Below are 25,501 nucleotides of genomic sequence, written 5' to 3' on the forward strand. Positions count from 1 at the left end.
TGATCGACCATCGGTAGGGGCGGGCTCCGCCCGTGACGGGTTCAAGCCCGCCGAGGACGTCCAAGGAGCACTCCCGCAGCAGGGCCACGGATTCGCGAGCAAGGACCAGACGTCCTCCTCGGCCCTGCCAAAAAAGACCCGCCAATCGGCGGGTCAGGAGGGGGAAGCCAGTTGGAGAGTGCAGGCTTCAGACGTGCAAGGCATGTCCCAGCGCGCGCAGCGCAGCTTCCTGCACGGCTTCGCCAAGGGTTGGGTGGGCGTGGATGGTGCCGGCGATGTCTTCCAGGCAGGCGCCCATTTCCAGGGACTGCACGAACGCCGTGGACAGCTCGGAGACCGCCTTGCCTACCGCCTGCCAGCCGAGGATCAGGTGGTTGTCCTTGCGTGCCACCACGCGGACGAAGCCATCGCTGGACTCCAGGGTCATTGCGCGACCGTTGGCGGCGAACGGGAAATTCGCCGTCAGCACCTCGTAGCCTGCGGCCTGGGCCTGCTCGGGCGACAGGCCGACCACCACCACTTCCGGATCGGTGAAGCACACTGCCGGGATTGCCGTGGGCGTGAAGGCGCGGCGCTTGCCGGCGATGATCTCGGCGACCATCTCGCCCTGGGCCATGGCGCGGTGGGCCAGCATGGGCTCGCCAGCGATATCGCCGATGGCCCAGACGTCGCGCATCGAGGTGCGGCACTGCTCGTCGATGCGCACGGCGCGGCCGTTCATGTCCAGGCGCAGGGTGTCGAGGTTCCAGCCGGCGGTGTTGGGATGGCGGCCAACGGCAACCAATACCTGGTCGGTCTCGATCACCCGTTGCGAGCCGGCGCCATCCTGCACGCGCAGGCCTTTGCCGTCCGGCTCCAGGCCCATGACGCTGTGGCCCAGGTACAACTCGATGCCGAGCTTGCGCAGGGCGTTGGCCACCGGCTTGGTCAGTTCCTCGTCGTAGGTCGGCAGGATGCGCGGCTGCGCTTCCACTATCGTCACTTCCACGCCCAGTTTGCGGTAGGCGGTGCCCAGTTCCAGGCCGATATAGCCGCCGCCAACCACCGCCAGGCGCTTGGGCAGAGTTTTGGGCGCCAAGGCTTCGGTGGAGGAGATGACATTGCCGCCCACCGGCAGGAACGGCAGCTCCACGGATTTCGAACCGGCCGCCAGCAGCAGGTGTTCGGTGTGGATGTGCTGGGTGCCGCCTTCGGCAAGGTCGACTTCCACCGTCTTGCCGTCGACGATCCTGGCCCAACCGTTGACCAGGGTGACACCGTGCTTCTTCAGCAGCGCGGCGACGCCGGTGGTCAGGCGGTCGACAATGCCGTCCTTCCATTCCACGGTGCGCTGGATGTCGATGCTCGGTGCCTGCACGCTGATGCCCAGCGGCGACTGGCCGGCGAACTCGCGCGCCTTGAGGTATTCCTCGGCGGCGTGGATCAGTGCCTTGGACGGGATGCAGCCGATATTCAGGCAGGTGCCGCCCAACGAGGCGCCTTCCACCAGCACGGTGCGGATGCCCAGTTGACCGGCGCGGATCGCCGCGACGTAGCCGCCGGGGCCGCCACCGATCACCAGCAGGGTGGTTTCGAGAGTCTGGTTCTGTTTCACGTCTCTGGCTCCAGTCAATCGATGAACAGGGTGGCGGGATGTTCGAGCAGGGCGCGCACGGCCTGGATGAAGGCCGCCGCATCCATGCCGTCGACCACCCGGTGATCGAAGGAGGAGGACAGGTTCATCATCTTGCGCACGACGATCTGCCCGTTGATCACCATGGGCCGCTCGACCATGCGGTTGACCCCGACGATGGCGACTTCCGGGTAGTTGATCACCGGTGTGCTGACGATCCCGCCGAGCGCGCCGAGGCTGCTCAGGGTGATGGTCGAGCCGGACAGCTCCTCGCGGCTGGCCTTGCCATGGCGGGCGGCTTCGGCCAGGCGCGCGACTTCCGCGGAGTTACCCCACAGGTCGCGGGATTCGGCGTTGCGCAGCACCGGCACCATCAGGCCGTTGTCGCTCTGGGTGGCGACGCCCAGGTGCACCGCGCCGTAGCGGGTGATCACGTCGGCATCGTCGTCATAGCGCGCGTTGATCTGCGGGAAGTCGCGCAGGGCGACGACCATGGCACGGGCGATGAAGGGCAGCAGGGTGAGCTTGCCGCGCGCCGCGCTGTGCTTGGCGTTGAGGTGGACGCGCAGGGCCTCCAGGTCAGTGACGTCGATTTCCTCGACATAGCTGAAGTGCGGGATGCGCCGCTTGGCCTCGGCCATCTTCTGCGCGATCTTGCGGCGCAGGCCGATTACCGGGATCTGGTGCTCGTCATGGCGGGCGGCGTAGCCGGAGGCGATGGTCGCGCCGCCGTGCTCGAGGAAGTGCTCCAGGTCTTCCCGGAGGATGCGCCCGGCCGGGCCGCTGCCCTGGACGAACTGCAATTCCACGCCCAGGTCGCGGGCACGTTGGCGCACGGCCGGCGAAGCCAGCGGCTTCTCGCCCGGCGCGCGGCGCGGAGCCGGAGAGGGCGCAGGGCGCACGGCCGGGGCGACCGGCTTGCTTTCGACGCGTGGAGCCGGCTTCGCTGCTTCGGCTACCGGCGCAGGTTTCTCCGCCGGTTGGGTTGGAGCTTCTTCATGAGCCTTCTGCTGCGCGGCTTCGCGGTGATTGCCCAGGCCTTCCACTTCCAGGCGGATCAGCTCGCCGCCCACGGCCATCACCTGGCCGGGCACGCCGCCCAGGGCGAGGATCTTGCCGGCGACCGGCGAGGGAATTTCCACGGTGGCCTTGTCGGTCATGACTTCCGCCAGCAACTGGTCCTCATGGACCTCGTCGCCAACCTGGACGTGCCACTCCACCAGCTCGACCTCGGCGATGCCTTCGCCGATGTCCGGCATCTTGATGACGTGAGTGCCCATTCAGACCTCCATGGCGCGCTTGAAGGCCGCGCCGACGCGGGCGGGGCCGGGGAAATAGTCCCATTCCTGGGCGTGCGGGTAGGGCGTGTCCCAACCGGTGACGCGGGCAATCGGCGCTTCGAGGTGGTGGAAGCAGTTCTCCTGCACCAGCGACATCAGCTCGGCGCCATAGCCGCAGGTGCGCGTGGCTTCGTGGACGATGACGCAGCGGCCGGTCTTCTTCACCGACTGGACTATGGTGTCCAGGTCCAGCGGCCAGAGGCTGCGCAGGTCGATGATCTCGGCGTCGATGCCGGTTTCCTCGGCGGCGGTCTGCGCCACGTAGACGGTGGTGCCATAGGTCAGCACGGTCAGTTCCGAGCCGGGGCGGGCGATGGCGGCCTTGTCCAGCGGCACGCTGTAGTAGCCCTCGGGCACCTGGCTGGCCGGGTGCTTGGACCACGGGGTCACCGGGCGGTCGTGGTGGCCGTCGAACGGGCCGTTATACAGGCGCTTGGGTTCGAGGAAGATCACCGGGTCGTCGTTCTCGATGCAGGCGATCAGCAGGCCCTTGGCGTCGTACGGGTTGGACGGCATGACGGTACGCAGGCCGCAGACCTGGGTGAACATCGCCTCCGGGCTCTGGCTGTGCGTCTGCCCGCCGTAGATGCCGCCGCCGCAGGGCATGCGCACCACCATCGGCACGGTGAAGTCGTTCACCGAGCGGTAGCGGATGCGCGCGGCTTCCGACACCAGTTGGTCGGTGGCCGGGTAGACGTAGTCGGCGAACTGGATTTCCACCACCGGGCGCAGGCCGTAGGCGCCCATGCCGACGGCGGCGCCGATGATGCCGCTCTCGGAGATCGGCGCATCGAACACCCGCGAGGTGCCGTACTTCTTCTGCAGGCCTTCGGTGCAGCGGAACACGCCGCCGAAGTAGCCGACGTCCTGGCCGAACACCACGACGTTGTCGTCGCGCTCGAGCATCACGTCCATGGCCGAGCGCAGCGCCTGGATCATGGTCATGCTGGTGACGGCCTGGGCGTTCTCGTGTTGCGGGTTCATGGCATTCATACCCCAAGCTCCTGGCGCTGCCGGCGCAGGTGTTCCGGCAGGTCCTTGTAGACGTCGTCGAACAGGTTGGCGGCGCTGAACACATGGCCGTCCACCAGGGAGCCGTGGCGTTCGGCTTCTTTCTGCGCGGCGATCACTTCGGCTTCCAGTTCCTTCTTCAGCGCTTCGTGCTGGTCGTCGGACCAGATGCCGAGGCCGACCAGGTGCTGCTTCAGGCGGGCGATGGGGTCGCCCAGGGGGAAGTTGGTCCAGTCGTCGGCAGGGCGGTACTTGGACGGATCGTCCGAGGTGGAGTGCGGGCCCGCACGGTAGGTGACCCACTCGATCAGGCTCGGGCCGTGGCCGCGGCGGGCGCGCTCGGCGGCCCATTGCGAGGCGGCGTAGACCGCGAGGAAGTCGTTGCCGTCCACCCGCAGGGAGGCGATGCCGCAACCCACGCCCCGGTTGGCGAAGGTGGTGCCTTCGCCGCCGGCGATGGCCTGGAAGGTGGAGATCGCCCACTGGTTGTTGACCACGTTGAGGATCACCGGCGCGCGGTAGACGTGGGCGAAGGTGAGGGCGGTGTGGAAGTCGGATTCGGCGGTGGCGCCGTCACCGATCCAGGCCGACGAGATCTTGGTGTCGCCCTTGATCGCCGAGGCCATGCCCCAGCCGACAGCCTGGATGAACTGGGTGGCGAGGTTGCCGGAGATGGAGAAGAAACCCTTCTCGCGGCTGGAGTACATGATCGGCAACTGGCGGCCCTTGAGCGGGTCCTGCTCGTTGGAGAGCAGCTGGCAGATCATGTCTTTGAGCGGGTAGTCGCGGGTGATCAGGATGCCCTGCTGACGGTAGGTCGGGAAGGTCATGTCGCCGTCGCGCAGGGCCATGGTGTGGGCGGTGGCGATGGCCTCTTCGCCGAGGCACTGCATGTAGAAGGACATCTTCTTCTGGCGCTGGGCGGTGAGCATGCGCGCGTCGAAGATGCGCGTCTTGAGCATCAGGCGCATGCCGCGCAGCAGTTGCTCGTGGCTCAGTTCCGGGGCCCAGGGGCCGACGGCGTTGCCGTCGTCATCGAGCACGCGTACCAGGCTGAAGGCCAGGTCGGTGGTTTGCGCGGGTTCCACGTCGATGGCGGGCTTGCGCACCTCGCCGGCGGGCGAGAGATGGAGGTAGGAGAAGTCGGTCTTGCAGCCCGGGCGTCCGGTGGGTTCGGGGACGTGCAGGCGGAGTGGGGCGTAGTCGGTCATGGCGGTCTCCAGTTGTGATCGTGGGTGTGGATCAGCGAACGGAAGAAGCCATGCCTGGCGGGCGCACCCGGCCGGGTCGGGCTACGGTGCAGGTGCCGCGCGGGGTCGCGTGGCGGGTGGTGACATCACTCATGGTGAGGTCCTCGGTTGTTGTAGTTGTGGTTTCAGTATAGGTGTGACCGATTGGTTTTTTGCTCCAAATTGACTAGCTCAGAGCTTAAGGATTAGTGTGTTTGCACTATAAAAACAGCACTGAGTAGTACGACCGAAAATGGCTGATCTCGACCGCACCGACCTGAAAATCCTCCGCGCCCTGGCCGACGATGGCCGCCTGTCCTGGCGCGATCTGGCGCAGAACATCGGCCTGTCGCTGACCCCGACGCTGCGCCGGGTCCGCCGCCTGGAAGAGGAGCACTACATCCAGGGCTATTTCGCCCGCCTCGACGAGGAGCGCCTGTCCGGCGGCATGAGCGTGTTCGTCTCGGTGTCCCTGGAAAAACAGACCGGCGACTACCTCGCCCGGTTCGAAGAACGCATCGTCCAGGCGCCGCAGGTGATGAGCTGCTTCCAGATGACCGGCGACGCCGACTACATGCTGCGCGTGGTGGTGAAGGACCTGTCGGCCTACCAGCTGTTCCTGACCAATACGCTGACGCAGATTCCCGGCGTGGCCGGGATCAAGTCGGCCTTCGCCTTGAAGTCGGTGATGCTGCGCTCGGCACCGCCGATCTGAGCCGGACAGGCTCATCGCAGGAGCGAGCCTGCTGTCTGCCGAGGTTTCCGTGTGGACGGACAGCAATCGCTGACGAAGTCCGCTCCCACGCTCGAGCGGAATAGGTGCGGGCGGTTGTGGGAGAGGGTTTATCCGCGGTCGGGTGGGCGCCGCAGGTCACAGGTTCGCGAGCAAGCTTTCTCCTGCAAAAAGCAGGTCAGCCCTCGCGGCGGAACTGCTCCCGATACTGCGTCGGGGTCACGCCCAGGCGTTGCACGAACACCAGGCGCATGCGCGCCGGGCTGCCGAAGCCGCAGCGCCAGGCGATCACTTTCAGTGCCAGGTCACCGCCTTCGAGCAGCCCGCGTGCGGCGTCGATGCGGGCGCGCTGGACGAATTCCGCAGGGGTTACGCCTGCCTCGCGGACGAACACACGAGCGAAGCTGCGCGGGCTCATTGCCACTTCGGCGGCCAGTTGCGGTACGCCCAGCGGTTGGTCGAGGTTTTCCTGAACGTAGCGCTGGATACGCGCCACGGGCGAGGTTTCGTCGGCCGGCGCCTGCAGGAAGGGGCTGAACTGCGATTGTCCGCCCTGGCGCTGGGCGACCACCAGCAAGCGTTTCGCCACGGACAAGGCCACCGCCGCGCCGTGGTCTTCCGCCACCAGCGCCAACGCGAGGTCGATCCCTGCCGTGACGCCCGCCGAGGTCACCAGCGCGCCATCGCGCACATGAATGCGGTCCGGTTCCACCTGCGCCTGCGGGAACAAGTCGGCCAGGCGCCGTGCATCGCTCCAGTGGGTGGTCACGCGTTTGCCGTCCAGCAGCCCGGCGTGACCAAGCAGAAAGGCGCCGGTGCAGATCGAGCCATAGCGCGGCGCCAGCGCACAGGCTGCACGCAGCCAAGCGCGCAACGCCGGCGCGGGCGCCTCGTCCGGTAATCGCGGCCCGCCCGGCACCAGCAGGATATCGGCCGCGCAATCGACCTGGTCGAGGCTGAAATCGGCACTGAGCAGTTGACCGTTGGACGCACGCAAAGGCAGCGGCGGGGCGGCCAGGGTAATTACCTGATAACCCTGGCCGGCAGGAACGAAGGCATTGGCCTCGGCGAACACATCCAGCGGCCCGGAAACGTCCAGCGCCTGCACGCCGGGGAACAGCAGCATGGCCACGCGTTTCATGGCGCCTCCCGATCCGATCGATGGCGATCATTCTTGCGGCGGAACGCCCTGGCTGCAATCGGCGGGCGGGAACGAATGCTGCCATTCTGACAGCGGGAAGCGTCACAATCACAGGCCATGGCACACCCGCAAGGCATTATTGTTGCGCTAACTGAAGAAATGCATTGTCGAAGTCGATCTGTGTAGGAAAGGTCTCATCGGCTAGATTTATGGCAGTGGGCCACGATCGACGCGACCCGCGTGATCCCTGAGGTTCCCGCCATGAAATCCGCTCTAAATGCACTCTTTGCCATCCCCGCCTTGCTGTTGTCCTTCAGCGCCTTCGCCGACGATGCTGCCGTTTACCACTACGGCATGCCGCTGGACGTCGCCAAGGTGCTGAGCATCAGCCAACCCAACGAGCGCTGCGAAGTCAGCCAGGCCACCATGGTCTACCTGGATTCCCAGGGCCAGCAGCACACCGTCAAGTATCTGCGCCAGACCCCGCGCTGCAGCGACATCTGAATCAGGCGCGGAACTGCTCCACCAATCCCTGCTGCCGGCTGGCCAGTTCGTTCAATGAACGGCTGGCGCCGGCGGCCTGTTGTGCGTGTTCGGAAATGGTCTGGGTGACATCGCGGATACCGGCGATATTGCGGTTGATCTCCTCGGCGACGCTGCTCTGTTCCTCCGCCGCGCTGGCGATCTGCAGGTTCATTTCGCTGATCAGGTTCACCGCCTCGCCGATCCGGCGTAGTGCATCGATGGCCTGCCGCGCTTGATCGACGTTGCCCTGGGCCTGGCTGAAACTGCCCTGCATGGCCTGAGTTACCGAGTGACCCCGGGCTTGCAAGTTTTCGATCACCTGGCGAATTTCCTCTACCGATTCCTGAGTGCGCCGGGCCAGCCCGCGCACTTCGTCCGCGACCACGGCAAAGCCTCGCCCTGCGTCCCCTGCGCGCGCCGCTTCGATGGCGGCGTTGAGGGCCAGCAGGTTGGTCTGCGCGGCGATGCCGCAGATGACTTCCAGGATCGAACCGATCTGCTCGTTGCTCGTCGCCAGTTGTTGCAGCTCAGCCATGGCCTGGTGCATGCCGGCGGCCAGCAGGTCGATGCCGCTGTTGGTCGCGTCGAGGGTGCGGAAGCCGTCATCGCAGGCCTGCTCCGCGGTGCGCGCAGCTTCGGCTGCGCGAGCGGCGCTGCGCGCCGAATCCTGCGCGGTGGCGGACATCTCGTGCAGCGCGGTGGCGACCTGGTCGATCTCGCGGAACTGCTGCTGCATGCCGTCGCTGGTCTGCCGGGCGATCTGCGCGGAGCGGTCGGCGGTGGCATGGGCTTCGCGGGTGGCTGACTGCACGGCGGCGATGCTCGGTTGCAGCTTGTCGAGGAAGCGGTTGAAGGCGGTGGCGAGGCGGCCCAGTTCGTCGCGGCGCGGGTAGTCGAGGCGGCGGGTGAGGTCGCCTTCGCCATCGGCGATGTCTTCGAGCATGCGCGCCAGGCGCAGGATCGGCCGGCTGATGCCCAGCGCGGTGAGCGCCACCAGCAGCATGCCGAGCAGGCCGGCGGCGACACCGATGCCGATCTCCAGTGCAGTACTGCGCCAGCGCAGGTCGTCCAGCGTGCCCTTGAGACGTTCCGCCGGGGCTAGCATCACCGCGCGCGGCACGCTGAGCAGGATTCCCCACGGGGCAGCATCCGGCACCGGGGCGAGACTGTGCAGCACGTTGATGGACTCGCCGTCGTCGCTGGACTGTGAGCGCCCGGCGGCAATCTCGGCGAGCACGGTCTTGTCGCCGAACTTCTGCCCCAGCTTCGAGGCATCGCCGCTGTCGCTGGCGACCAGCCCGTTTGGGCTGAGGATACGGATGCGGCCCTGGCCGTCGAACAGGCTGCGGCTGCCTTCCACGCTGCTCTGCTGGAGGGTGGCGAGGTCGATGTCGAAGCCGATGGCGGCAATCGCCTTGCCGTTCTCCAGCACGGGCAGGGTGACGCTGGTGACCAGCCGGCGCTGGCCGGAGGCTTCGTCGAAATACGGGTCGAGCACGCAGGGGCGGGCGTGAGTGGTGGAGCAGGTGAAGAAGGCGTTGTAGGGCTGGCCGCTGGGACCGGGCGTGGTGTCGCCGAGGACTTGCTCGGTGCCGATCACCCGCTGGGTTTCCTTGCCGTTCTGCAGCAGGTAGAGGGCGAAGCGCCCGGTTTCGTTGCTGCCCAGGTCTTCACGGGCGGCGAACTGGGCGTCTGCGGCGTCCAGCGCATCGGGCTGGAATACCAGGAACAGGCCGAGCAGCTCCGGGTGCGCGCCGAGGGTTTCTGCCATCGCCTGGTTAAGTGCGTTGCGCAATGCGGCGGGATCGAGAATGCCCTGACGTTGCTGTGCGCGAAGGGTCTGCACGGTGCGCGACAGGCCTTCGCCGAGCAGCAGGTTGTTTTGCAAACGCGCGCGGATCAGCAGGGCCTGAACCTGGCCCTGGGTTTCCAGGTTGTGCCGCGCGGAGGCGGCGAAGAGTTCGCCGCTGTCGTGCCCGATGGTCTGGCTGTCCTGTCGCGCCTGGTACAGCGACAGGCCGATCAGCACGCTGGAGACCAGCAGCAGGCAGAGGCCCGCCAGCCAGGTGATGCGGCCCTGGATCGAAGTCAGGAGGCTGGGCATGGCGGGCTCGCTTTCGTTGGATCAGAAGGTGGTGGAGAACAGCAGCTGGCTGTAGAGGTTGCTGTCGTCGTTGCCGATCTGCGTGCCGCCTTCGGCCGCGCTCTTCTTCGGCTGGTAGAGGCCCACCAGCGGGATGATCACCAGGTGTTCGTTGATCGCCCACTCGGCGTAGAGGTCCAGCTCGCGGCCGTCGGTGTTGCCCAGGTCGGTGTCGAGGGTGTGGAAGTCGAAGAACTGCGCGCCGATGGACAGGTTTTCCAGCGGGGTGACCTTGGCGCCGATGTTGTGCACGCGGGTGTTGTTGTTGAACGGGCCGGAATAGTTGCCTGCCACTTCGCCCTGGAACCAGGTGCCGAAGCCACGGCTGAAGCCGTAGAAGAGCGTGTCGTAGCCTTCCGAGAAGCGGCTGAAGCGGTAGCTGACGTAGGGCTTCCAGGCGATGTCGGAGAAGGTCCAGCCGGCTTCGAGGTACCAGGCGTTCGCGGTGTCGTCGCTGTACTGGGCGTCGCGCTTGTCCTGCCAGGCGTATTCGCCGGAAAGGAACAGGTTCTCCACGCCGGCGTTACCGGTGCCGCGCAGGCTGTAGGTCTTCATGTCCTTACGGTCGAGTTGGATGGGCGAGGCGTAGCGTTCGTCGATGTCGGTGACATCGATGTAGGTCAGACCGAAAGTCGCTTCCGGGGCGACGTGTTCCAGGGTGGCGACGTATAGCTCGGAGTTGGCCTGGGCGCGGTTGTCGGATTTCAAACGCATCAGGTCGCCACGCCAGCCTTCCTTGCCGCCGATGCGCAACACGGCGGTCTCGTCGAAGTCACGGCGCGCTGCCAGGTAGTAGCCACCGCCACGGTTGTATTCGCCATCGGCCAGGCCCTTGCCCATGTTCAGGGCGTCGCCATCGATCAGGAAGCCATCGCCGACCACGATGTTCTGGCGGCCGAAGGACAGGTCTATGCCGTCCTCGCCCAGCATCGGGAACAGCCCGGCCGAGCGCCAGCCGGCGTAGGCGTCTTCGATCTTGGTGGTGCGCTCGGAGCCGTCGCTGAAGCCGGCGGCGTCGCCGTCGCCCCAGGTGCCGGAGCTGAGCAGGTTGAACGCGCCGTAGGCGGTGCCAGCGCCGCCGAGTTTCTGGTCACCGCTCAGGCCGTACTTGATGAAGCCTTCCTGCCAGGAGGACGAGCCCTCGTCCAGCGTGCCGGTCATGTTGTAGCGTTCCTGGCTGTGGAACAGCCCGAAGGTCGCCGAGAGATCGGCGTTCAGGTGCGTGTCGTCGGTGGCGTACAGCTGGTAGGCGCTGGCGGAGCTGCTGGCGCCGGCGATGAGCAGGGCGAGCAGGGTGGGGCGCAGCACGGCGGCGTGGGTCATGGCGAAGGCATCCGTTTCGTTATTGTCGATTGGGGGATGAGACTTCTGCCGATGCTAAGTAAGGGCTGGCGTTGTGCCGTTGCGTGTGTCTGCCAAGTGATTGGGTGTGGTTGCCAGATCGGCTGGGAGTGTCTTTTGCAGGGCCGAGGGGACGCCCAGTCCTGGCTCGCGAACCCGATTGACTCGGGAACTGCCGGTGAATTTGTTCGCGAGCAAGCTCGTTCCTACAGATAAAGCCGATCAGCGTGTACGGGAGATTACGGAGGGTTGTTCGGCGTACAGGCGCTTATACAAGGCCGAAAAATGGCTGGAGCTGGCAAACCCCAGGTCCAGCGCCAGGTGCGTGATGCTTTGCTGCGGCTCCTGCTTGAGCCGTCGCCGCGCCTCGGCCAGGCGCAGGCTGAGGAAGAACTGCTGCGGCGTGCTCTGGCAGATCTGCCGGAAGCAGTACTGCAGGGTGCGCTGGCTGGTGTTCAGGTTCTGGCTCAGCTCCAGCAGCGACAAGGGGTGCGAGAGATCCGTCTGCATCCGTTCGATGGCGGCCAGCACCAGGCGGCGATGCTGCGGCAGGGAGCGCGGTGTGCCCTCGCGCGCCGTGTTCGGGAGGATTTCCTCCAGCGCCTGCAGGACATGACTGAGCACCAGCGCAACGGCATGGCCGGCCTGTTGTGGGTCGCCGGTGCGCCACGGCTCGTCTTCGAAGGAGGCGATGGCGTCGCACAGACTGGACCGCAGCGCGCCCGCGCCGATGGACGAGAGCTGCAGGCGGCCCTGGGACAATGCGCGCTCGAACAGCTCGCGCTCCTCGGCGCCGAGCAGGCGTTCCAGCTGCGGTTGGCTGAAGGTCAGGCCGAGCATGTGGATCTCGCCGGCGGCGCAGATTTCCAGCTCGCGCCCGCCTTCGAGCACCAGCAGGGTGTCGTCGTGTAGCGCCTGGCCGTTGAAGCGGGAATCGCGACCGGCGCGCAGAGGAAGGCCGATCACCAGATGGTCGTCCGGCGGCGCCATGTTTTCGTGCAGGTGCAGATTGGAGTGTTCGTAGATCAGCGAGGCGTCGGGCAACTGCACGTGCAGCAGTTCCGCCTGCAAGCGGCCGTGGCCGAGCTGGGTGTAGTCCTGGCTCCAGCCCGCGAGGGCGCAGGCCAGTTCATCGGAGTCGGTTGCCTGGTGGCGGGCTATGCCGGTCATGACGGTTCACCTCGGTTGTGCGCCGAGTATCGGTCAGCGCTGGCGTGCAGGATTGTGCCTGCACGCCAGGGGCTTGTGGCGCTCTGCCAGATTCAGCGGCTCGCCAGGTAGGCGCGGGCCAGGGTGCAGGCGCGTTCGATCAGCATCGGTGCCAGTTCCTTGGCCGTCTGGCTGTTGCGTCGGGTGTGCACCCAGCCCAGGTACGTCGTGCCGCGCAGGGCGAGGAACAGCGGCAGGGCGGCGCGGTCCGCGGCGGAGAGCGGCTTGACCGAGTGGTAGCCGGCCAGCAGCGCGGCTTCGATCTGCGCCAGGCGCGGGTCGTCCTGGCAGAAGTACAGCGCCGTGGCCAGTTCGAACATGTGCCAACCGAAGCCGGCGTCGTCGAAGTCGATCAGCTGCAACTCGCCCGCCTCCAGCAGCAGGTTCTCGGGCACCAGGTCGGCGTGGATCATGCCGAAGTTGCCCAGGCTGCGGCCGTAGCGGCGCAAATCCATGCGCGCCTCCTGGCGGGCGCGCTGGAGCAGCTCGCGCTCATCGTCGGCGAGCAGGTCCAGTTCCCAGAAGCGGCCCCAGAACGGATTGGCGCCGACCAACCCCTCTTCGTCCCAGGCGTGGCGGGTGAACTCGTTGGGCTGTCGCCACTGGGCCGAATTCAGGTGGATGCGCGCGGCCACGGCGCCAGCCTTGTGGAACAGTGCCTCGATGTCACCGTCGGCGCTCAGGCCCTGTTCCGCCGAGCCCAGAGTGCTGCCGGACAGCCAGCCAAGCATGTCGACGTAGCGCGGCTCATCGAGCGCGGCGCTGCGCACTTCGGCCAGGTGCTCGCCGTCGCGGGTGCGGATGATGGTCGGCACGCCAATGCCGCCGGCGGCCAGTTGCTCCATCCAGGTCAGCTCGGAGCGCAGCGCCGCTTCGCTGTGGTAGCCACCGCGGTGCACGCGCAGGGCGCTGCGCGTGCCGTCGCTGCGGGTGGCGCAGAACACGGCGTTCTCGCGGTACTTGAGCAGTTCCAGGCCGACGAAGTCGCCGTCCCAGTGGCGCAGGGCATCCAGCGCCACGTCGCGCAGGCAGGCGATCTGCTGGTCGTGGTCGAGTGAAGAGAAGTCAGTCATGTCGGATTCCCTCAAAGCTCGCCCAGGACCTGGTCCAGGGTGTCGATGAACAGCTCGCCGTGTTCGGCCTGGAAGGGCAGCGGCGGGCGGATCTTGAGGATGTTGTCCGCGCCACCGATCTTGCTGATCAGCACGCCGCGCTGGCGCATGGCGTTGACGATACGTCGCGCTTCGAGCCCGGCCGGCTCGCGGCTGGTGCGGTCGCGTACCAGTTCCACGGCGAAGAACAGGCCCTTGCCGCGCACGTCGCCGATGATCGAATGGCGCTCGGCCAGGCGATGCAGTTCGGCGCTGAGCTTCGCGCCCTGGCGCAGGGCGTTGCCTTGCAGGTCTTCCTCGGCGATCACGTCGAGTACTGCCTGGCCGACTGCGGCGGCCACTGGCGAGCCGCCGAAGGTGTTGAAGTACAGGTTGGCGCGGCCGAAGGTCTCGACGCGCTCGCGCGAGGTCACCAGCCCGGCCAGGGGGAAACCGTTGCCCATGGGTTTGCCGAGGGTGACGATGTCCGGCACGAACGGGTGTGCCTGATGGCCCCACAGGTGCTCGCCGGTACGGGCGAAGCCCGATTGCACCTCGTCGGCGATCAGCAGGCCGCCTGCATCGCGCACCAGCTTGGCCACGCGCTCCAGGTAGCCGGCCGGCAAGCGCGGGATGCCTTCGTTGGCGAACAGCGTGTCGATCAGCATGGCGGCCAGACCGACGCCGGCGGCCTGCAGCTCGGCGATGGCTTCGGCGACCTTGGCCACGTAGCGATCGGCGACTTGCTCGGGCGTACCGTCTGCCTGATACAGGCAGGGAATCGGCACCGCCCGCGCATGGGCCGAGAACGGTTCGGAGCTGGGCAATGCCGTGGTTACCGCCGCCAGCGAGGTGGTGTTGCCGTGGTAGTTGTAGTCGCTGACGATCACGCCCTTGTTGCCGGTGACGAAGCGCGCCATGCGCAGGGCCAGCTCGTTGGCCTCGCTGCCGGTGCAGGTGAACATCAGGCTGTCCAATGGCTCGGCGAAGGTCGCGGTGAGGTTCTCGGCGTAGCGCACCACACGCTCGTTGAGGTAGCGGGTATGAATGTTCAACGTCGCCGCCTGTTCCGCCATGGCCGCGACCACTTTAGGGTGGCAATGGCCGACGCAGGGCACGTTGTTGTAGCAGTCCAGGTAACGCTTGCCGTTGGCGTCGATGAGCCAGACGCCTTCGCCTTTCACCAGCTCCAGCGGCTCGTCGTAGAACAGCGGCGAGGCATCGCCCATGACCTGGTGGCGGCGTTGCAGCAGGGTTGGTTCAGACATTCTCGACATTCTCCAGGGGCTTGCCGGCGCGGGTGGCAGCGCGCAGCAGGTAGTTGAGGATCAGTGCGGCGACCACCAGCGCCAGGGCGCTGAGCATGGCCACTTCCAGCTGGAAGCAGGCGGCGATGACCACGAAGGTCAGCAGCATGCCGACGCTGGCGATCACAGGGCCGCCGCGCAGGCGGAACGGGCGCGCCAGGCCGGGCTGGCTGCGGTGCAGGCGCAGGTACGCGGCGAACAGCACCAGGTGGCAACTGCCCAGCAGCAGGACGATGCACAGCAGGAGCTTTTCCGGCGGCACCAGGGTCAGCGGCAGGCCGATCACGGTCAGCACCAGCAGGGCGACGTAGGGCGCGCCTCGGCGGTTGGTGCGGGCCAGCGCGGCAGGGAAGAAACCGTCGCGGGACAGGGCGAACAACTGGCGGGAAGCCGAGAACACCACCGAGAAGAAGGTCGCCAGCAGCCCGCACACGGCGCCGGAGCCGACCAGCAGCGGCAGCCAGTCGCGCTCGCCGTACAGCCCGCCGTGGGTCATGGCGGCGTACAGCGGATCGCCGGCGTTGCCGACCACTTCCACGCCGGCTGCGCCCGGCGCGCTGATCACCACGGTCAGGGCCGTCAGCAGGAGGGTACCGACAGCGGCGATGATCCCGCGCGGCATGCTGCGGCCGGGGTCTGCAGCTTCCTCGGCAGCGGAGGCGACCTGCTCCAGGCAGATGAACATCCAGATGGCGAACGGTACGCAGGCGAACACGCCGGCGACGCTTATGCCCGGCAGTGCGCTGCCAGCCGTGGGCAGCAGGTTTTCCCAGTGCACGTGGGGCAGCATGGCGCCGCCGAAGGCCAGCAGGGCGATGGCGGCCACGGCGCCGGCCAGCAGGGTCAGGCCCAGGGCCTCGCCGACGCCGATGATGTGGATACCGATGATCACGGCGAACAGGCCGATGCGCACCGGCCAGCCGCCGAAGCCGAATACCGACTCCATGTAGGCGGCGAGGAAGTTGGCCGCCGCGCCCGTGCCGATGGTCAGCGCCAGCGCGCAGGCGGCGCCGACCAGGTAGCCGACGAAGGGGCCGAAGGCCAGCTGCGCGTAGGCGAACACGCCGCCGGCATGGGGCCGAGCAGTGGAGAGTTCGCACACGCACAGCGCCAGGCCGCCGCAGAGTACGGCCATCAGCAGGGTGGCGACGAGCATGTTGGCCCAGCCGCTACTGGCCAGGCCGTAGTTCCAGCCGGAGAACTGCCCGGCGATGACCAGTGAAATGCCGAGCCCGGCGATCTGGGGCCAGCGGAGTACGCCTTGTTTGAGCATGGTGGTTGTCCCTTGCCTGTAATTGATCGAGAGAGTGGACGGCAGTCAGCCACGAGCGCCGGGGCGCAGCGGGCAAGGGAGGGCATCGGCGTGCGCCGACGGATGAATGCGTGGAGTCATGGGGCGGGCCCTTCTTGTTGTTTTGTGGGTTGCACGCTCCCGGCGTCGGATGCGCCGGGCAGGCAGAAGGTACGAAGGGCGCGGGGTGGGGCGATATCAGAATTCCGCAAAGACGCGGACGCTGGCATTGCCGGTGCGTTAGGGGCCGATTCGGCACCGCGGGGGATGGCTGTTCGGAAAACCAATCACCCACAAAAAAGCCCCGCATTGCGCGGGGCTCTTTCATTCACTCGTCACTCAGGCGTGCGCACGCAGCTCCGAGCTGAGGCCGGCCTGGGCGATCGTTGCGATCGCCTGGTCACGTGCGGCCTCGGAGTCGTACAGCTTGCTGGTCAGCAGTTCTGCACCGGTGTTATCGCGGATCACGAAGAAATTCTTGCCGCCGGGGGACATCTGGCGCTTGTAGCGCTCGACGGCCGCACAGGAGCTGCGGAGGCTGTTGATGGCCTGCTCGGCTGCCTCCTGTGTCGGGTAGGCCGGAGTTTCCAGCAGAGTACCGTGGGCAGTGTTCTTGAGCAGAACGCGACAGTTGCCGCTGCTGAGTTCCTTGATTTCATACCAACCGGGCATGTGTAGCTCCCTATAACCGGTGTCAACGTCCTGCGGGTGTTCCCGCAGGGTGACAGGCCAGTTTAGGAGTACAGGCGTGCTATTTGTATAAGAAAAGTCCTATGAATCATGGGGTTACTGTATCAATTTGTCTCAGGATCGCGTTTCTCAGAAGCTGGCTTTCACCTGCAGGCCGAGCAGCAGGGCGTTGTCGATGTCCTGGCCGGAGAAGGCCCCCGGTTCGATGACGTACTGCAGGTCCGGGCGCAGGGTCAGCCAGGGCGTGGCCTGGTAGCCGTAGCTCAGCTCGATGAGCTGTTCGCCGCTGTCCAGGTTCGGGTAGTCCTGGCCGTTGGCGAGGGCGTTGTTCTCCTGCACTTCGCGGCTGCGCGGGTTGGGTACGGCGCGGCCGTAACCCAGCGCGAGACTGTCTTTCGGGCGGCCTTCGAAGGGCTTGTAGAGCACTACACCTGCGCCGTACCACTTGGTGAAGGGCGAGGCGGCGCTGCTGGCGGCCGAAGCCTGGCCGAACAGGTGCAGGCTGCGCCCCTTCGAGGCCAGGTCGTTCCACACGGTCTGGTCCACCAGCAGGTAGTGGCCGCTGCGGCCGGAAACCTGCTTGTCGCTGCCGATGCGCTGTACGTCGGAGCTGTCGTAGTACCAGCCCAGTTTGTACTCGCCGGGCAATTCGCCCTGAGGCTTGTAGACCAGTTCGATGGGCACCACGGTGCCGGTGGTGTGCTTGGGCGTGAGGTGCCAGGCGCGGCTGGAGTTGCCGTTGCTTTCCGGGTCGACGTTGAACGCGGCGATGCGCAGTTGCCAGTCCGGAGCGAAGCTGTACTTCACCCGTGCGCCAAGGTGCGCGTTGGGGTAGTTGGTCCAGCCGCTGCCGCCGGACATGTTCAGCGGGTGGCCGCAGAAGCCGGCGTTCATGAAGTTGCAGAGGATACCGCTGTCGAGCCCGCCGACGTCATTGCCCATGGCCATGTAGCCGAGCTTGAGGTTCACCGCCTGGCCCAGGTCGCGCTCGTAGCTCAGCTCGGTCAGGCGGGTATAGAGGCCGCCGTAGTTTTCCTGGATCGGCAGGCGGTTGCCCACCAGGTCTTCCGAGGCGCTGTTGCCGCGGCGGTCGTTGATGGTCAGCTGGACCTTGCCGCCATTCTCCAGGCCGTAGAGTTTCGACAGGTCGAACTGCACGCCCAGCTTGATGTTCTGCGAATAGCGCGCGGAACGGTGCAGGCCGCCGTGGGCGTTGTAGGCGGTCTCGCCGCTGTAGTCGCCGGTGAACTTGACGCCATCTTCTTCCAACTGGTGGCGCAGGCCGCCCCAGTCGCCGGTCATCGTGGATCGTTCGAGCAGGCCTTCTGCTGCCAGCGCAGGCAGCGAGGCGACGCACAGCAGCAGGCCGGGCGTGAGGCGAAGGGAAGTGCGCATGGAGTTTCCTGAGCTTGAAGCGAATAAAAAAGGCGCGGTGGGAGTGCCGCGCCGGAAGGAGGCGCCCGCACGAAGCGGGCGCGATGGGAGGGTTACTGGCTGGCTGTCGGGGTGTCGGGCAGCGCGTAGGCCATCACGTAGTCGCCACGGTCGGTGGACTGACGTGCACCACCGGCGGTAACGACGATGAATTGCTTGCCGGTCTTCGGCGACACGTAGGTCATCGGGCCGCCCTGGCTGCCGACGGGCAGGCGGGCCTTCCAGATCTCCTCGCCGTTGCTGCTGTCGTAGGCGCGCAGGTAGAAGTCCTGGGTGCCGGCGATGAATACCAGGCCGCCCTGGGTGGACAGCGTGCCGCCGAGGGTCGGCAGGCCGATGGGAATCGGCAGGTGCATGCGGATGCCCAGCGGGCCGGTGTCTTCCACGGTGCCCACCGGTACCTGCCAGGCCACCTGGCGGGTCTTCAGGTCAATGGCGGTGAGGGTGCCGAACGGCGGCGCCTGGCACGGGATGCCGGCCACCGAGAGGAAGCGGTTCTTGTTCACCGCGTAGGGCGTGCCCTTGAGCGGCACGGCGCCCATGCCGGTGTTCAGTGCCTCGCCACCGCCGGCGGCCGCGCCCTTGTTGGCCGAAGGGATCATCTGGATCCACAGGCCCAGGCGCATATCGTTGACGAAGATGAAGCCGTGCACCGGGTCGGTGGACAGGCTGCCCCAGTTCATGCCGCCCAGGGAGCCGGGGAAGCTCAGCGACAGGTCGGTGCCCGGCGCGGTGTAGAGGCCGTCGTAGCGCATCTTCTTGAAGTCGATGCGGCACAGCAGCTGGTCATAGGGCGTGGCGCCCCACATGTCCGACTCGCTGAGGGTCTGCGCGCCGATCTGCGGCATGCCAACGGACTTCGGCTGGGTCGGCGAGTAGGGCTCGTCGGGGATGTTGCCCGGCTTGACCGGCACATCCTTGACCTCGGTCAGCGGCTTGCCGGTGGCGCGGTCGAGTACGTAGATCTGCCCGGCCTTGGTGCCGATGACGACTGCCGGAACGGTCTTGCCGTCGGCCACGGGGAAGTCGACGAGGCTCGGCTGCATCGGCAGGTCGAAGTCCCAGAGGTCGTTGTGCACGGTCTGGTAGACCCACTTTTCTGCGCCGCTGGTGGCGTCCACGGCAAGGATCGAAGCGCCGTAGGTGTGGTCGAGTTTCGTCCGCTCCACGCCATAGATGTCGGTGGAGGAACTGCCCATGGGCAGGAAGACGGTGTTCATCGCCGGGTCGTAGGACATCGGCGCCCAGCTGTTGGGCGTGCTGCGGACGTAGCTCTTGCCGTCCGCCGGGGCCTGCTTGTCTTGCGGGTTGCCCGGGTCGAAGGCCCAGCGCATGGCGCCGGTGATGACATCGAAACCACGGATCACGCCGCCGGGCATGTCGGTCTGGACGTTGTCCGCGACACGGCCGCCGACCACCACCGTGGTGCCGGCCATCAGCGGGGCGGAGGAGAGCTGGTAGTAGGAATCGGGTACGTCGCCCAATCCTGCCTTCAGGTCGACCTGGCCGTTAGTGCCGAAGCCCTGGCAGAACTCGCCGGTGTCGGCGTCGACAGCGATCAGGCGCGCATCGATGGTGTTGGTCAGCAGGCGACGCTGGCAGTTGGCGCCGGCCGGAACGCTGGCGGCGATGACCGGCGTGCTGTTCGGCTGGGTCGGCTGTGCGATTTCCTTGGTGGCATCGAAATAGGCCATGCCACGGCAGCGTTGCCAGACCTTGGACTGGGCGTTGATCTCGTTCTTCCACAGCTCCTTGCCGGTGTCCGCGTCCAGCGCGATCAGGTTGTTGTGCGGGGTGCAGATGAACACCTTGTCGCCGACCTGCAGCGGGGTGAGCTGGTCTTCCGCGCCGTTGCCGTCGCTGATCGCCACGTCGCCGGTGTGGTAGGTCCAGGCCACCTGCAGCTTGTCGACGTTGCCGCGGTTGATCTGGTCCAGCGCGGCGAAGCGGCTGCCACCCTCGGTGTTGCCGTAGTGCGCCCAATCCTTCTGCGCATGGGCCGGGTCTACCGGCGTCAGGCCGGGGCCCTTGCCGGTGGGCGCGACGCTGGGATGGGCGACGAACATGTTGCCGGCGGCGATGGCCACCAGCACCGCCAGCACAGCGGCGATGCCATAGGCACCACGACCAGCGTTGCGGCCTGCCGAGCGGGCCAGCAACGGATAGACCAGCGCGACCACCACGCCGATGGCGCTGAACATGAACAGCCGCGAGAACAGCGGCCAGAATGTCAGGCCGGTATCGGCCACGGCCCAGACCCCGGTAGCGACCAGGAAAACGGCGAACAGCCAGGCGCCTGCCGGCTTGCGAAGGGCGATCAGCAGGCCGGAAATCGCCATCGCCAGGCCGCCGATGAGGAAATACCAGGAGCCGCCGAGGCTGACCAGGCGGACGCCGCCGGTAGCCAGGGCGAGGCCGAGGAGGGCGATGATCACGCCCAGGCCGAGGAGGATGAAAGTGCTCGCGCGGGATGCGCGCTCTACTCGTTTCATACAGAAGGTTCTCGCTGTGGAATTCGCCAATTATACGCTTAGCATGCTAATTAACTAGATAGTACAATCGTCGAAGATTAAAATCCTGACGAATGAAATAGCCTCTTGTTCGCCCCTTGCCCACAAGACGCCAATCCACAACAAACCTGTGCAGCGGCTGCCGCGACTGGCAGCATCGCTGCTCGGTCCTACAGAAGAATCCTAGTCACCGTGCCTGCCAACCGCTCTGTCGTGCCCACCCAACTCAAACTGCTGCCGTTGCTGATCTGCGGTGCTGTCCACGGCCAACTGGCCCGCGCCGAAGCCGCGGAGGTGAAGAGTGAAGTGCAGCTTGCGCCCATGGTGGTGACGGGCGCCTATGCGCCGGTATCGAGCTTCGACCTGCCGTTCTCCATCGACACCGTGCAGCAGCCGCAACTCAGCGATGGCCAGCTCGGCGTCAATGCCTCCGAAGTGCTGCAGCGGGTCCCCGGCCTGGTGGTGCAGAACCGCCAGAACTACGCCCAGGACCTGCAGATTTCCTCCCGCGGCTATGGCGCGCGCTCAGCCTTCGGCATTCGCGGGCTGAAGCTGCTCAGCGATGGCATTCCGGCCAGCACGCCGGACGGCCAGGGCCAGGCGGCGACACTGAACCTGGATGTCGCCGACCGCATCGAAGTACTCCGTGGTCCGGCCTCGACGCTCTACGGCAGCAACAGCGGCGGGGTGATCCAGATGTTCTCCCGCGACGGCTATGGCACGCCGAAGGTCGGTGCGCAGACCACCTTCGGCAGCGACGGCTTCAACAAGAACCACCTCTATGCCGAAGGCGGCACCGACCAGGCCGGCTTCCTGCTCGACGCCTCGCGCATGGACACCGACGGCTACCGCGACCATAGCGCCGCGCGCCGCGACCAGACCTTCGCCAAGCTCAACTTCAAGCCCGACGAAGACAGCCGCCTGGCGCTGATCTACAGCAGCCTGGAGCAGAACGGCACGCAGGACCCGCTGGGCCAGACCTGGGACGCATACCGGCACGACCCGCGCTCGGTGGCAGCGGCGGCCGAGACCTACAACACGCGCAAGAGCATCGACCACCAGCAGCTGGGCATGAACTACGAGCGCTACTTCGGCGACGCGACCCTGCAGTTCAACCTCTATGCCGGCCAGCGCAGCGTGGTGCAGTACCTGTCGATCCCCAGGGGCGTGGCTTCCAATGCCCAGCGCGGTGGCGGGGTAGTCGACTTCGATCGCGAATTCCACGGCGGCACCCTGCGCTGGATCCAGCCGGTGCACGGCGTGCCGGGTGAGCTGACCGTCACCACCGGGGTGGACTACGACCGCAGCGAAGACGACCGCAAGGGTTTCCAGAATTTCAGCGGCGACCAGTTGGGTGTGAAGGGCGAGATGCGCCGCAACGAAAACGACATCGCCACCAGCCTCGACCCCTACGTGCAGGCGCGCTGGGAGCTGGGCAACTGGACTTTCGACGCCGGCCTGCGCCACAGCAGCATGAAGATGGAAGTGGACGACCATTACCTGAGCAACGGCGATTCCAGTGGCTCGAAGACGTACCAGCAGAACAACCCGTCGCTCTCGGTGATGTATGCCTTTACCCCGAACCTGCATGGCTATGTCAGTGCCGGCAAGGGCTTCGAGACGCCGACCCAGGCAGAAATGGCCTACGCGCCAGGGCTGGCGGAAAGCTTCAACTTCGGCCTCGACCCCGCCACCAGCACCCAGTACGAAGTCGGCCTCAAGGCGAAGGTCGCCGGCAATACGCGGGTCAACGCGGCGATATTCGAAATCCGTACCGACGACGAGATCGTCGTTGCCAGCTCCACCGACGGCCGCACCAGCTACCAGAACGCCGGCAAGACCCTGCGCCGGGGCTTCGAGCTGGGCGTGCAGAGCGACCTCTCCGAACACTGGCAGGCCAATCTCGCCTATACGCGCCTGGATGCCACCTACGACGAGGACTTCGTCGAGAGCGGCAGCGTGATCGAAAAGGGCAACCACCTGCCCGGCGTGCCCGGCAGCAGCCTGTTCGGCGAGCTGGTGTGGAAGCCCAGGGACGGTATCAGCATGGGCTTCGAAGGCCAGTACCGCAGCAAGGTCTACGTCGAAGACAGCAACCAGGACAAGCCGGCGCCCAGCTATGCGGTGTTCAACTGGCGCACCCGCTTCGAGCAGCATGTCGGGCCCTGGACCTTCCACCAGCTGGTGCGGTTGGACAACCTGCTGGATCGCCAGTACGTCGGTTCGGTGATCGTCGGCGACAGCAACGGTCGTTACTACGAGGCGGCGCCGGGGCGGTCGTGGTACGCGGGGGCGGGGCTGGAGTATCGCTTCGACTGAGCGTCCTGACCGAGGTTTTGCGTAGGGCGGATAACCTGTTCCAGGTTATGCACCCTACGGTCCTGTGGGGTGCGGATCGCGAGCAAGCTCGCTCCTGCGAAATGCGCTGCGGAGCTGATCAGTAGGACCGAGGCGAGGCCTGCTCCTTGCTCGCGAACTCGTTATCGGCAACGCCGGTCATCGCCCGCGGGGCACCATAACCGTTCCGAATCCTCTATCCTCGCGAGTTTTGAACCGAGCGGGACTTGTGTGTGATGGGTAGATGGGCAATCGGGGCATTGTTGATGTGCGTCGCGGGCTGGGCGTCGGCGGCTGACCCGCTGTTCGGCAAGTACAACTACGGCGCGGCGCAGAAGGGTTTCGGCAAGCAGCAGGGCTTCGTCGAATGCCTGCAGCCCATGGGCGTCACCGCGCGCTGCAAGGACGGCGTCGACTATGCCGGCACGCGCTATCGCCTGGCGCTGACCTTCGACAAGCAGAAGCTGGTCGAGGCGGTGTTGTACACCGAATACAACGACGCCGCGTACCGGCGCGTGCTGCAGGAAGTGGCCAAGCGCTTCATGCTGGTGGCCATTGCCGACGACAAGAACGTGGTCGACGTCCTGGCACATACCCTGAACCCGAACCGCACCGAGGCCGACGCCAAGGCCATCGGCGACTTCGAGACCCACGCGTTGCGCAGCGGCATGATCAGCTACCGCCTCTACGAACAGCTCGACAAGTACATCAAGCCGGGTCTGGACGCCCGCCAGGTATTGGCGACGGTGCCGGCGAGCATTCGCGTGGTCGAGGTCACGGTGAAGCATGGCAAGTCGGAGAACTGGCTGATCGTGAAGTTCGCCAAGCCGGGCCTGGCGCCGAAAAAGCCCAAGGCCTGATCCGTGCGAATAAATCCGCTCCCAAAGGAACAGAGCCCCTCACCCTAACCCTCTCCCGCAAGCGGGAGAGGGGACTGTTCGCTGCAGGATGAAACCATAGCGTCAGCCGGCACGGTCTGCTCCCTCTCCCTGAGGGAGAGGGGTGGGGTGAGGGGGAAGCTCAGGCACAGAGCAGGGCGGAGAGTGCGGTCGTCCATCGGCTTCATATCTTCGTATGAGGCCTTCCCCCGGATTGCATGGAACGGACGATTGTTCGCCACTGGCCTGACACAGGACAGTGGCGCACTACCGTTCAATCTGGAATCCGCACATGAAACGTTCCCTGTGGCTGGAGGAAATCGCCTCCGAGCTGACTCCGCTGCCTGCCCTGGAAGGCCCGCTCGAAGTCGACGTGGCCATCGTCGGCGGCGGCTTCGTTGGCCTCTGGACCGCGCTGCGCCTGCTGGAGCTCAAGCCTGACTGCCGTATCGCCATCATCGAGCGCGACATCTGCGGTGGCGGCGCCTCCGGGCGAAACGGCGGCTTCGTCATGTCCTGGTGGCCGAAGATCAGCTCGCTGGCCGCGCAGTGCGGCAAGGATGAGGCGCTGCGCCTGGCTCGAGCCTCGGCGGCGGCCATCGGCGAGATCGAGGAATTCTGCAAGGCCCACGATATCGACGCGCACTTCCGCCGCGCCGGCTGGTTGTGGACCGCCACCACCGAGGCGCAGCGCGGTGCCTGGAAGGGCGTGCAGCAGACCTGCGCGCGCTTGGGCGAGCCGGTCTTCCAATCGCTTTCCGACAGCGAAGTGGCCCGCCGCGCCGGCTCGCCGAAGCACCTGGAAGGCGTACTGGAAGCCAGCAACGCCACCGTGCAGCCGGCACGCCTGGTGCGCGGCCTGCGCCGGGTGGCGCTGGAGAAGGGGGTGCGCATCTTCGAGAACACCCCGATGCTCAGCCTGGATCGCGGCCGGCCGGCCGTGATCCGCACGCCCGGCGGCGAATTGCGCGCACCCAAGGTCGTGATGGCGACCAATGCCTGGGCGGCGGCGATTCCCGAACTGCGCCGCACCATCCTGCCGGTGACCAGCACGGTGGTCGCCACCGCGCCGATTCCCGAGCGTCTGGAGCAGATCGGCTGGACCGGCGGCGAAGCCGTCACCGATTCGCAGCTGATGGTCGACTACTACCGCACCACCCGGGACGGCCGCATCGCCTTTGGCAAGGGCACCGGGATGATCAGCTACGCCAGCCGCATCGACGAGCGCTACGACCACAACCCGCAGCTCAACGACGCCACCGAACAGGACCTGCGCCGCACCTACCCGCAACTGGACGACGTGCCGGTGACCCACAGCTGGTCCGGGCCCATCGACCGCACCTACGACAGCCTGCCGGTGTTCGGCCACCTGAACGGCGCGCCGCACATCGTCTACGGCATCGGCTGGAGCGGCAACGGCGTCGGCCCGAGCCGTCTCGGCGGGCGCATCCTCGCCAGTCTCGCGCTGGGTATCGATGACGAATGGAGCCGTTGCGGCCTGGTCGGCCGCCAGCCCAAGCGCTTCCCGCTCGAACCGGTGCGCTACATCGGCGGCCTGATGGTGCGCGGTGCGGTGCAACGCAAGGAACAGGCCGAGGCGCAGAACCGCAAGGGCGCCTGGCTCGACCGCACCCTGGCCGGCTTCGCTCCGGCGGGCCTCGAAGACAAGGACCTCTAGG

Annotated in this window: 19 protein-coding genes and 1 pseudogene; 5 read left to right on the plus strand and 15 right to left on the minus strand. The window is 66.5% G+C overall.

The features are described 5' to 3' along the window. Positions 1-187 precede the first annotated feature (187 nt). From lpdA to LDJ84_RS15375, 4 genes are read right to left on the minus strand one after another with little or no spacing between them, the layout of a single operon-like run. Positions 188-1,594 (minus strand): dihydrolipoyl dehydrogenase, encoded by a 1,407-nt coding sequence (lpdA, locus tag LDJ84_RS15360; protein ID WP_038803206.1) that lies wholly within the window; start codon positions 1,592-1,594, stop codon positions 188-190. Between the two features lie 14 nt (positions 1,595-1,608). Beyond that, the gene (locus LDJ84_RS15365) at positions 1,609-2,892 is read right to left on the minus strand and encodes a dihydrolipoamide acetyltransferase family protein (RefSeq protein ID WP_226044944.1); all 1,284 of its coding nucleotides are present in this window, start codon (positions 2,890-2,892) and stop codon (positions 1,609-1,611) included. Next, complete coding sequence (locus LDJ84_RS15370; protein WP_024762518.1) at positions 2,893-3,945, minus strand: alpha-ketoacid dehydrogenase subunit beta; 1,053 nt, start codon at positions 3,943-3,945, stop codon at positions 2,893-2,895. Beyond that, positions 3,942-5,174, minus strand: a complete 1,233-nt coding sequence (locus tag LDJ84_RS15375) for a 3-methyl-2-oxobutanoate dehydrogenase (2-methylpropanoyl-transferring) subunit alpha (RefSeq protein ID WP_024762519.1) — start codon at positions 5,172-5,174, stop codon at positions 3,942-3,944. Before LDJ84_RS15375 ends, LDJ84_RS15370 begins: the two co-directional genes overlap by 4 nt. Positions 5,175-5,445: 271 nt before the next feature. On the opposite strand from LDJ84_RS15375, the gene LDJ84_RS15380 reads away from it, so the two are divergent. Further along, complete coding sequence (locus tag LDJ84_RS15380) at positions 5,446-5,907, plus strand: Lrp/AsnC family transcriptional regulator (protein ID WP_024762520.1); 462 nt, start codon at positions 5,446-5,448, stop codon at positions 5,905-5,907. Positions 5,908-6,103: 196 nt separating this feature from the next. On the opposite strand, the gene LDJ84_RS15385 is transcribed toward LDJ84_RS15380, so the two are convergent. Continuing rightward, positions 6,104-7,066, minus strand: coding sequence for a GlxA family transcriptional regulator (locus LDJ84_RS15385; RefSeq protein WP_226044945.1), 963 nt, complete (start codon positions 7,064-7,066; stop codon positions 6,104-6,106). Positions 7,067-7,327: 261 nt separating this feature from the next. On the opposite strand from LDJ84_RS15385, the gene LDJ84_RS15390 reads away from it, so the two are divergent. Continuing rightward, positions 7,328-7,570 (plus strand): DUF2790 domain-containing protein, encoded by a 243-nt coding sequence (locus LDJ84_RS15390; RefSeq protein ID WP_037013570.1) that lies wholly within the window; start codon positions 7,328-7,330, stop codon positions 7,568-7,570. A gap of 1 nt (position 7,571) precedes the next feature. Here LDJ84_RS15390 and LDJ84_RS30935 read toward each other — a convergent pair whose 3' ends face one another. From LDJ84_RS30935 to LDJ84_RS15435, 10 genes and pseudogenes are all read right to left on the minus strand, one after another. Further along, on the minus strand, positions 7,572-8,126 hold the full coding sequence (locus LDJ84_RS30935) for a methyl-accepting chemotaxis protein (protein WP_413247461.1): 555 nt from the start codon (positions 8,124-8,126) through the stop codon (positions 7,572-7,574). A gap of 351 nt (positions 8,127-8,477) precedes the next feature. Continuing rightward, positions 8,478-9,695: pseudogene (locus tag LDJ84_RS30940) on the minus strand (chemotaxis protein); the annotation flags it as partial. A gap of 21 nt (positions 9,696-9,716) precedes the next feature. Further along, the gene (locus LDJ84_RS15400; RefSeq protein WP_024762524.1) at positions 9,717-11,057 is read right to left on the minus strand and encodes a hypothetical protein; all 1,341 of its coding nucleotides are present in this window, start codon (positions 11,055-11,057) and stop codon (positions 9,717-9,719) included. 240 nt (positions 11,058-11,297) lie between these two features. Further along, a complete protein-coding gene (locus LDJ84_RS15405) occupies positions 11,298-12,245 on the minus strand; it encodes a helix-turn-helix domain-containing protein (protein ID WP_024762525.1) in 948 nt (315 codons plus the stop codon). 92 nt (positions 12,246-12,337) lie between these two features. Continuing rightward, positions 12,338-13,357: a phosphotransferase enzyme family protein gene (locus tag LDJ84_RS15410; protein ID WP_024762526.1), complete on the minus strand. Its 1,020-nt coding sequence runs from the start codon at positions 13,355-13,357 to the stop codon at positions 12,338-12,340. An 11-nt stretch (positions 13,358-13,368) separates the two neighbouring features. Next, positions 13,369-14,643 carry an aspartate aminotransferase family protein gene (locus LDJ84_RS15415; RefSeq protein WP_038803207.1) on the minus strand — a complete coding sequence of 425 codons (1,275 nt, stop codon included), beginning with the start codon at positions 14,641-14,643 and terminating at the stop codon, positions 13,369-13,371. After that, positions 14,636-15,955: an amino acid permease gene (locus LDJ84_RS15420; RefSeq protein ID WP_024762527.1), complete on the minus strand. Its 1,320-nt coding sequence runs from the start codon at positions 15,953-15,955 to the stop codon at positions 14,636-14,638. The genes LDJ84_RS15415 and LDJ84_RS15420 overlap by 8 nt, the downstream gene beginning before the upstream one ends. A 357-nt stretch (positions 15,956-16,312) precedes the next feature. Then, a complete protein-coding gene (locus LDJ84_RS15425; protein ID WP_024762528.1) occupies positions 16,313-16,645 on the minus strand; it encodes a DUF1508 domain-containing protein in 333 nt (110 codons plus the stop codon). Positions 16,646-16,792: 147 nt separating this feature from the next. After that, entirely contained in the window at positions 16,793-18,058 is a 1,266-nt protein-coding gene (locus LDJ84_RS15430) for a carbohydrate porin (RefSeq protein WP_024762529.1), read from the minus strand. A gap of 92 nt (positions 18,059-18,150) precedes the next feature. Further along, positions 18,151-20,589 (minus strand): glucose/quinate/shikimate family membrane-bound PQQ-dependent dehydrogenase, encoded by a 2,439-nt coding sequence (locus tag LDJ84_RS15435; RefSeq protein ID WP_024762530.1) that lies wholly within the window; start codon positions 20,587-20,589, stop codon positions 18,151-18,153. Between the two features lie 339 nt (positions 20,590-20,928). On the opposite strand from LDJ84_RS15435, the gene LDJ84_RS15440 reads away from it, so the two are divergent. From LDJ84_RS15440 to LDJ84_RS15450, 3 genes are all read left to right on the plus strand, one after another. Continuing rightward, positions 20,929-22,926, plus strand: a complete 1,998-nt coding sequence (locus LDJ84_RS15440) for a TonB-dependent receptor family protein (protein WP_226046591.1) — start codon at positions 20,929-20,931, stop codon at positions 22,924-22,926. Positions 22,927-23,180: 254 nt separating this feature from the next. Continuing rightward, positions 23,181-23,804 carry a hypothetical protein gene (locus LDJ84_RS15445; protein ID WP_128082467.1) on the plus strand — a complete coding sequence of 208 codons (624 nt, stop codon included), beginning with the start codon at positions 23,181-23,183 and terminating at the stop codon, positions 23,802-23,804. Positions 23,805-24,114: 310 nt separating this feature from the next. Next, on the plus strand, positions 24,115-25,500 hold the full coding sequence (locus LDJ84_RS15450) for an NAD(P)/FAD-dependent oxidoreductase (RefSeq protein WP_024762532.1): 1,386 nt from the start codon (positions 24,115-24,117) through the stop codon (positions 25,498-25,500). The last annotated feature ends 1 nt before the right edge of the window (position 25,501 follow it).

It is taken from the genome of Pseudomonas sp. HS-18 (assembly GCF_020401845.1).
Taxonomy (GTDB): Bacteria; Pseudomonadota; Gammaproteobacteria; order Pseudomonadales; family Pseudomonadaceae; genus Pseudomonas; species Pseudomonas nitroreducens.

Bases quoted from the DNA above. Each gene is read 5' to 3' on its own strand.
- LDJ84_RS15365 (WP_226044944.1), bottom strand. From the start codon at position 2,892: ATGGGCACTCACGTCATCAAGATGCCGGACATCGGCGAAGGCATCGCC.
- LDJ84_RS15370 (WP_024762518.1), bottom strand. From the start codon at position 3,945: ATGAATGCCATGAACCCGCAACACGAGAACGCCCAGGCCGTCACCAGC.
- LDJ84_RS15375 (WP_024762519.1), bottom strand. From the start codon at position 5,174: ATGACCGACTACGCCCCACTCCGCCTGCACGTCCCCGAACCCACCGGA.
- LDJ84_RS15380 (WP_024762520.1), top strand. From the start codon at position 5,446: ATGGCTGATCTCGACCGCACCGACCTGAAAATCCTCCGCGCCCTGGCC.
- LDJ84_RS15385 (WP_226044945.1), bottom strand. From the start codon at position 7,066: ATGAAACGCGTGGCCATGCTGCTGTTCCCCGGCGTGCAGGCGCTGGAC.
- LDJ84_RS15390 (WP_037013570.1), top strand. From the start codon at position 7,328: ATGAAATCCGCTCTAAATGCACTCTTTGCCATCCCCGCCTTGCTGTTG.
- LDJ84_RS30935 (WP_413247461.1), bottom strand. From the start codon at position 8,126: ATGGCTGAGCTGCAACAACTGGCGACGAGCAACGAGCAGATCGGTTCG.
- LDJ84_RS15400 (WP_024762524.1), bottom strand. From the start codon at position 11,057: ATGACCCACGCCGCCGTGCTGCGCCCCACCCTGCTCGCCCTGCTCATC.
- LDJ84_RS15405 (WP_024762525.1), bottom strand. From the start codon at position 12,245: ATGACCGGCATAGCCCGCCACCAGGCAACCGACTCCGATGAACTGGCC.
- LDJ84_RS15410 (WP_024762526.1), bottom strand. From the start codon at position 13,357: ATGACTGACTTCTCTTCACTCGACCACGACCAGCAGATCGCCTGCCTG.
- LDJ84_RS15415 (WP_038803207.1), bottom strand. From the start codon at position 14,643: ATGTCTGAACCAACCCTGCTGCAACGCCGCCACCAGGTCATGGGCGAT.
- LDJ84_RS15420 (WP_024762527.1), bottom strand. From the start codon at position 15,955: ATGCTCAAACAAGGCGTACTCCGCTGGCCCCAGATCGCCGGGCTCGGC.
- LDJ84_RS15425 (WP_024762528.1), bottom strand. From the start codon at position 16,645: ATGCCCGGTTGGTATGAAATCAAGGAACTCAGCAGCGGCAACTGTCGC.
- LDJ84_RS15430 (WP_024762529.1), bottom strand. From the start codon at position 18,058: ATGCGCACTTCCCTTCGCCTCACGCCCGGCCTGCTGCTGTGCGTCGCC.
- LDJ84_RS15435 (WP_024762530.1), bottom strand. From the start codon at position 20,589: ATGAAACGAGTAGAGCGCGCATCCCGCGCGAGCACTTTCATCCTCCTC.
- LDJ84_RS15440 (WP_226046591.1), top strand. From the start codon at position 20,929: ATGGTGGTGACGGGCGCCTATGCGCCGGTATCGAGCTTCGACCTGCCG.
- LDJ84_RS15445 (WP_128082467.1), top strand. From the start codon at position 23,181: ATGGGTAGATGGGCAATCGGGGCATTGTTGATGTGCGTCGCGGGCTGG.
- LDJ84_RS15450 (WP_024762532.1), top strand. From the start codon at position 24,115: ATGAAACGTTCCCTGTGGCTGGAGGAAATCGCCTCCGAGCTGACTCCG.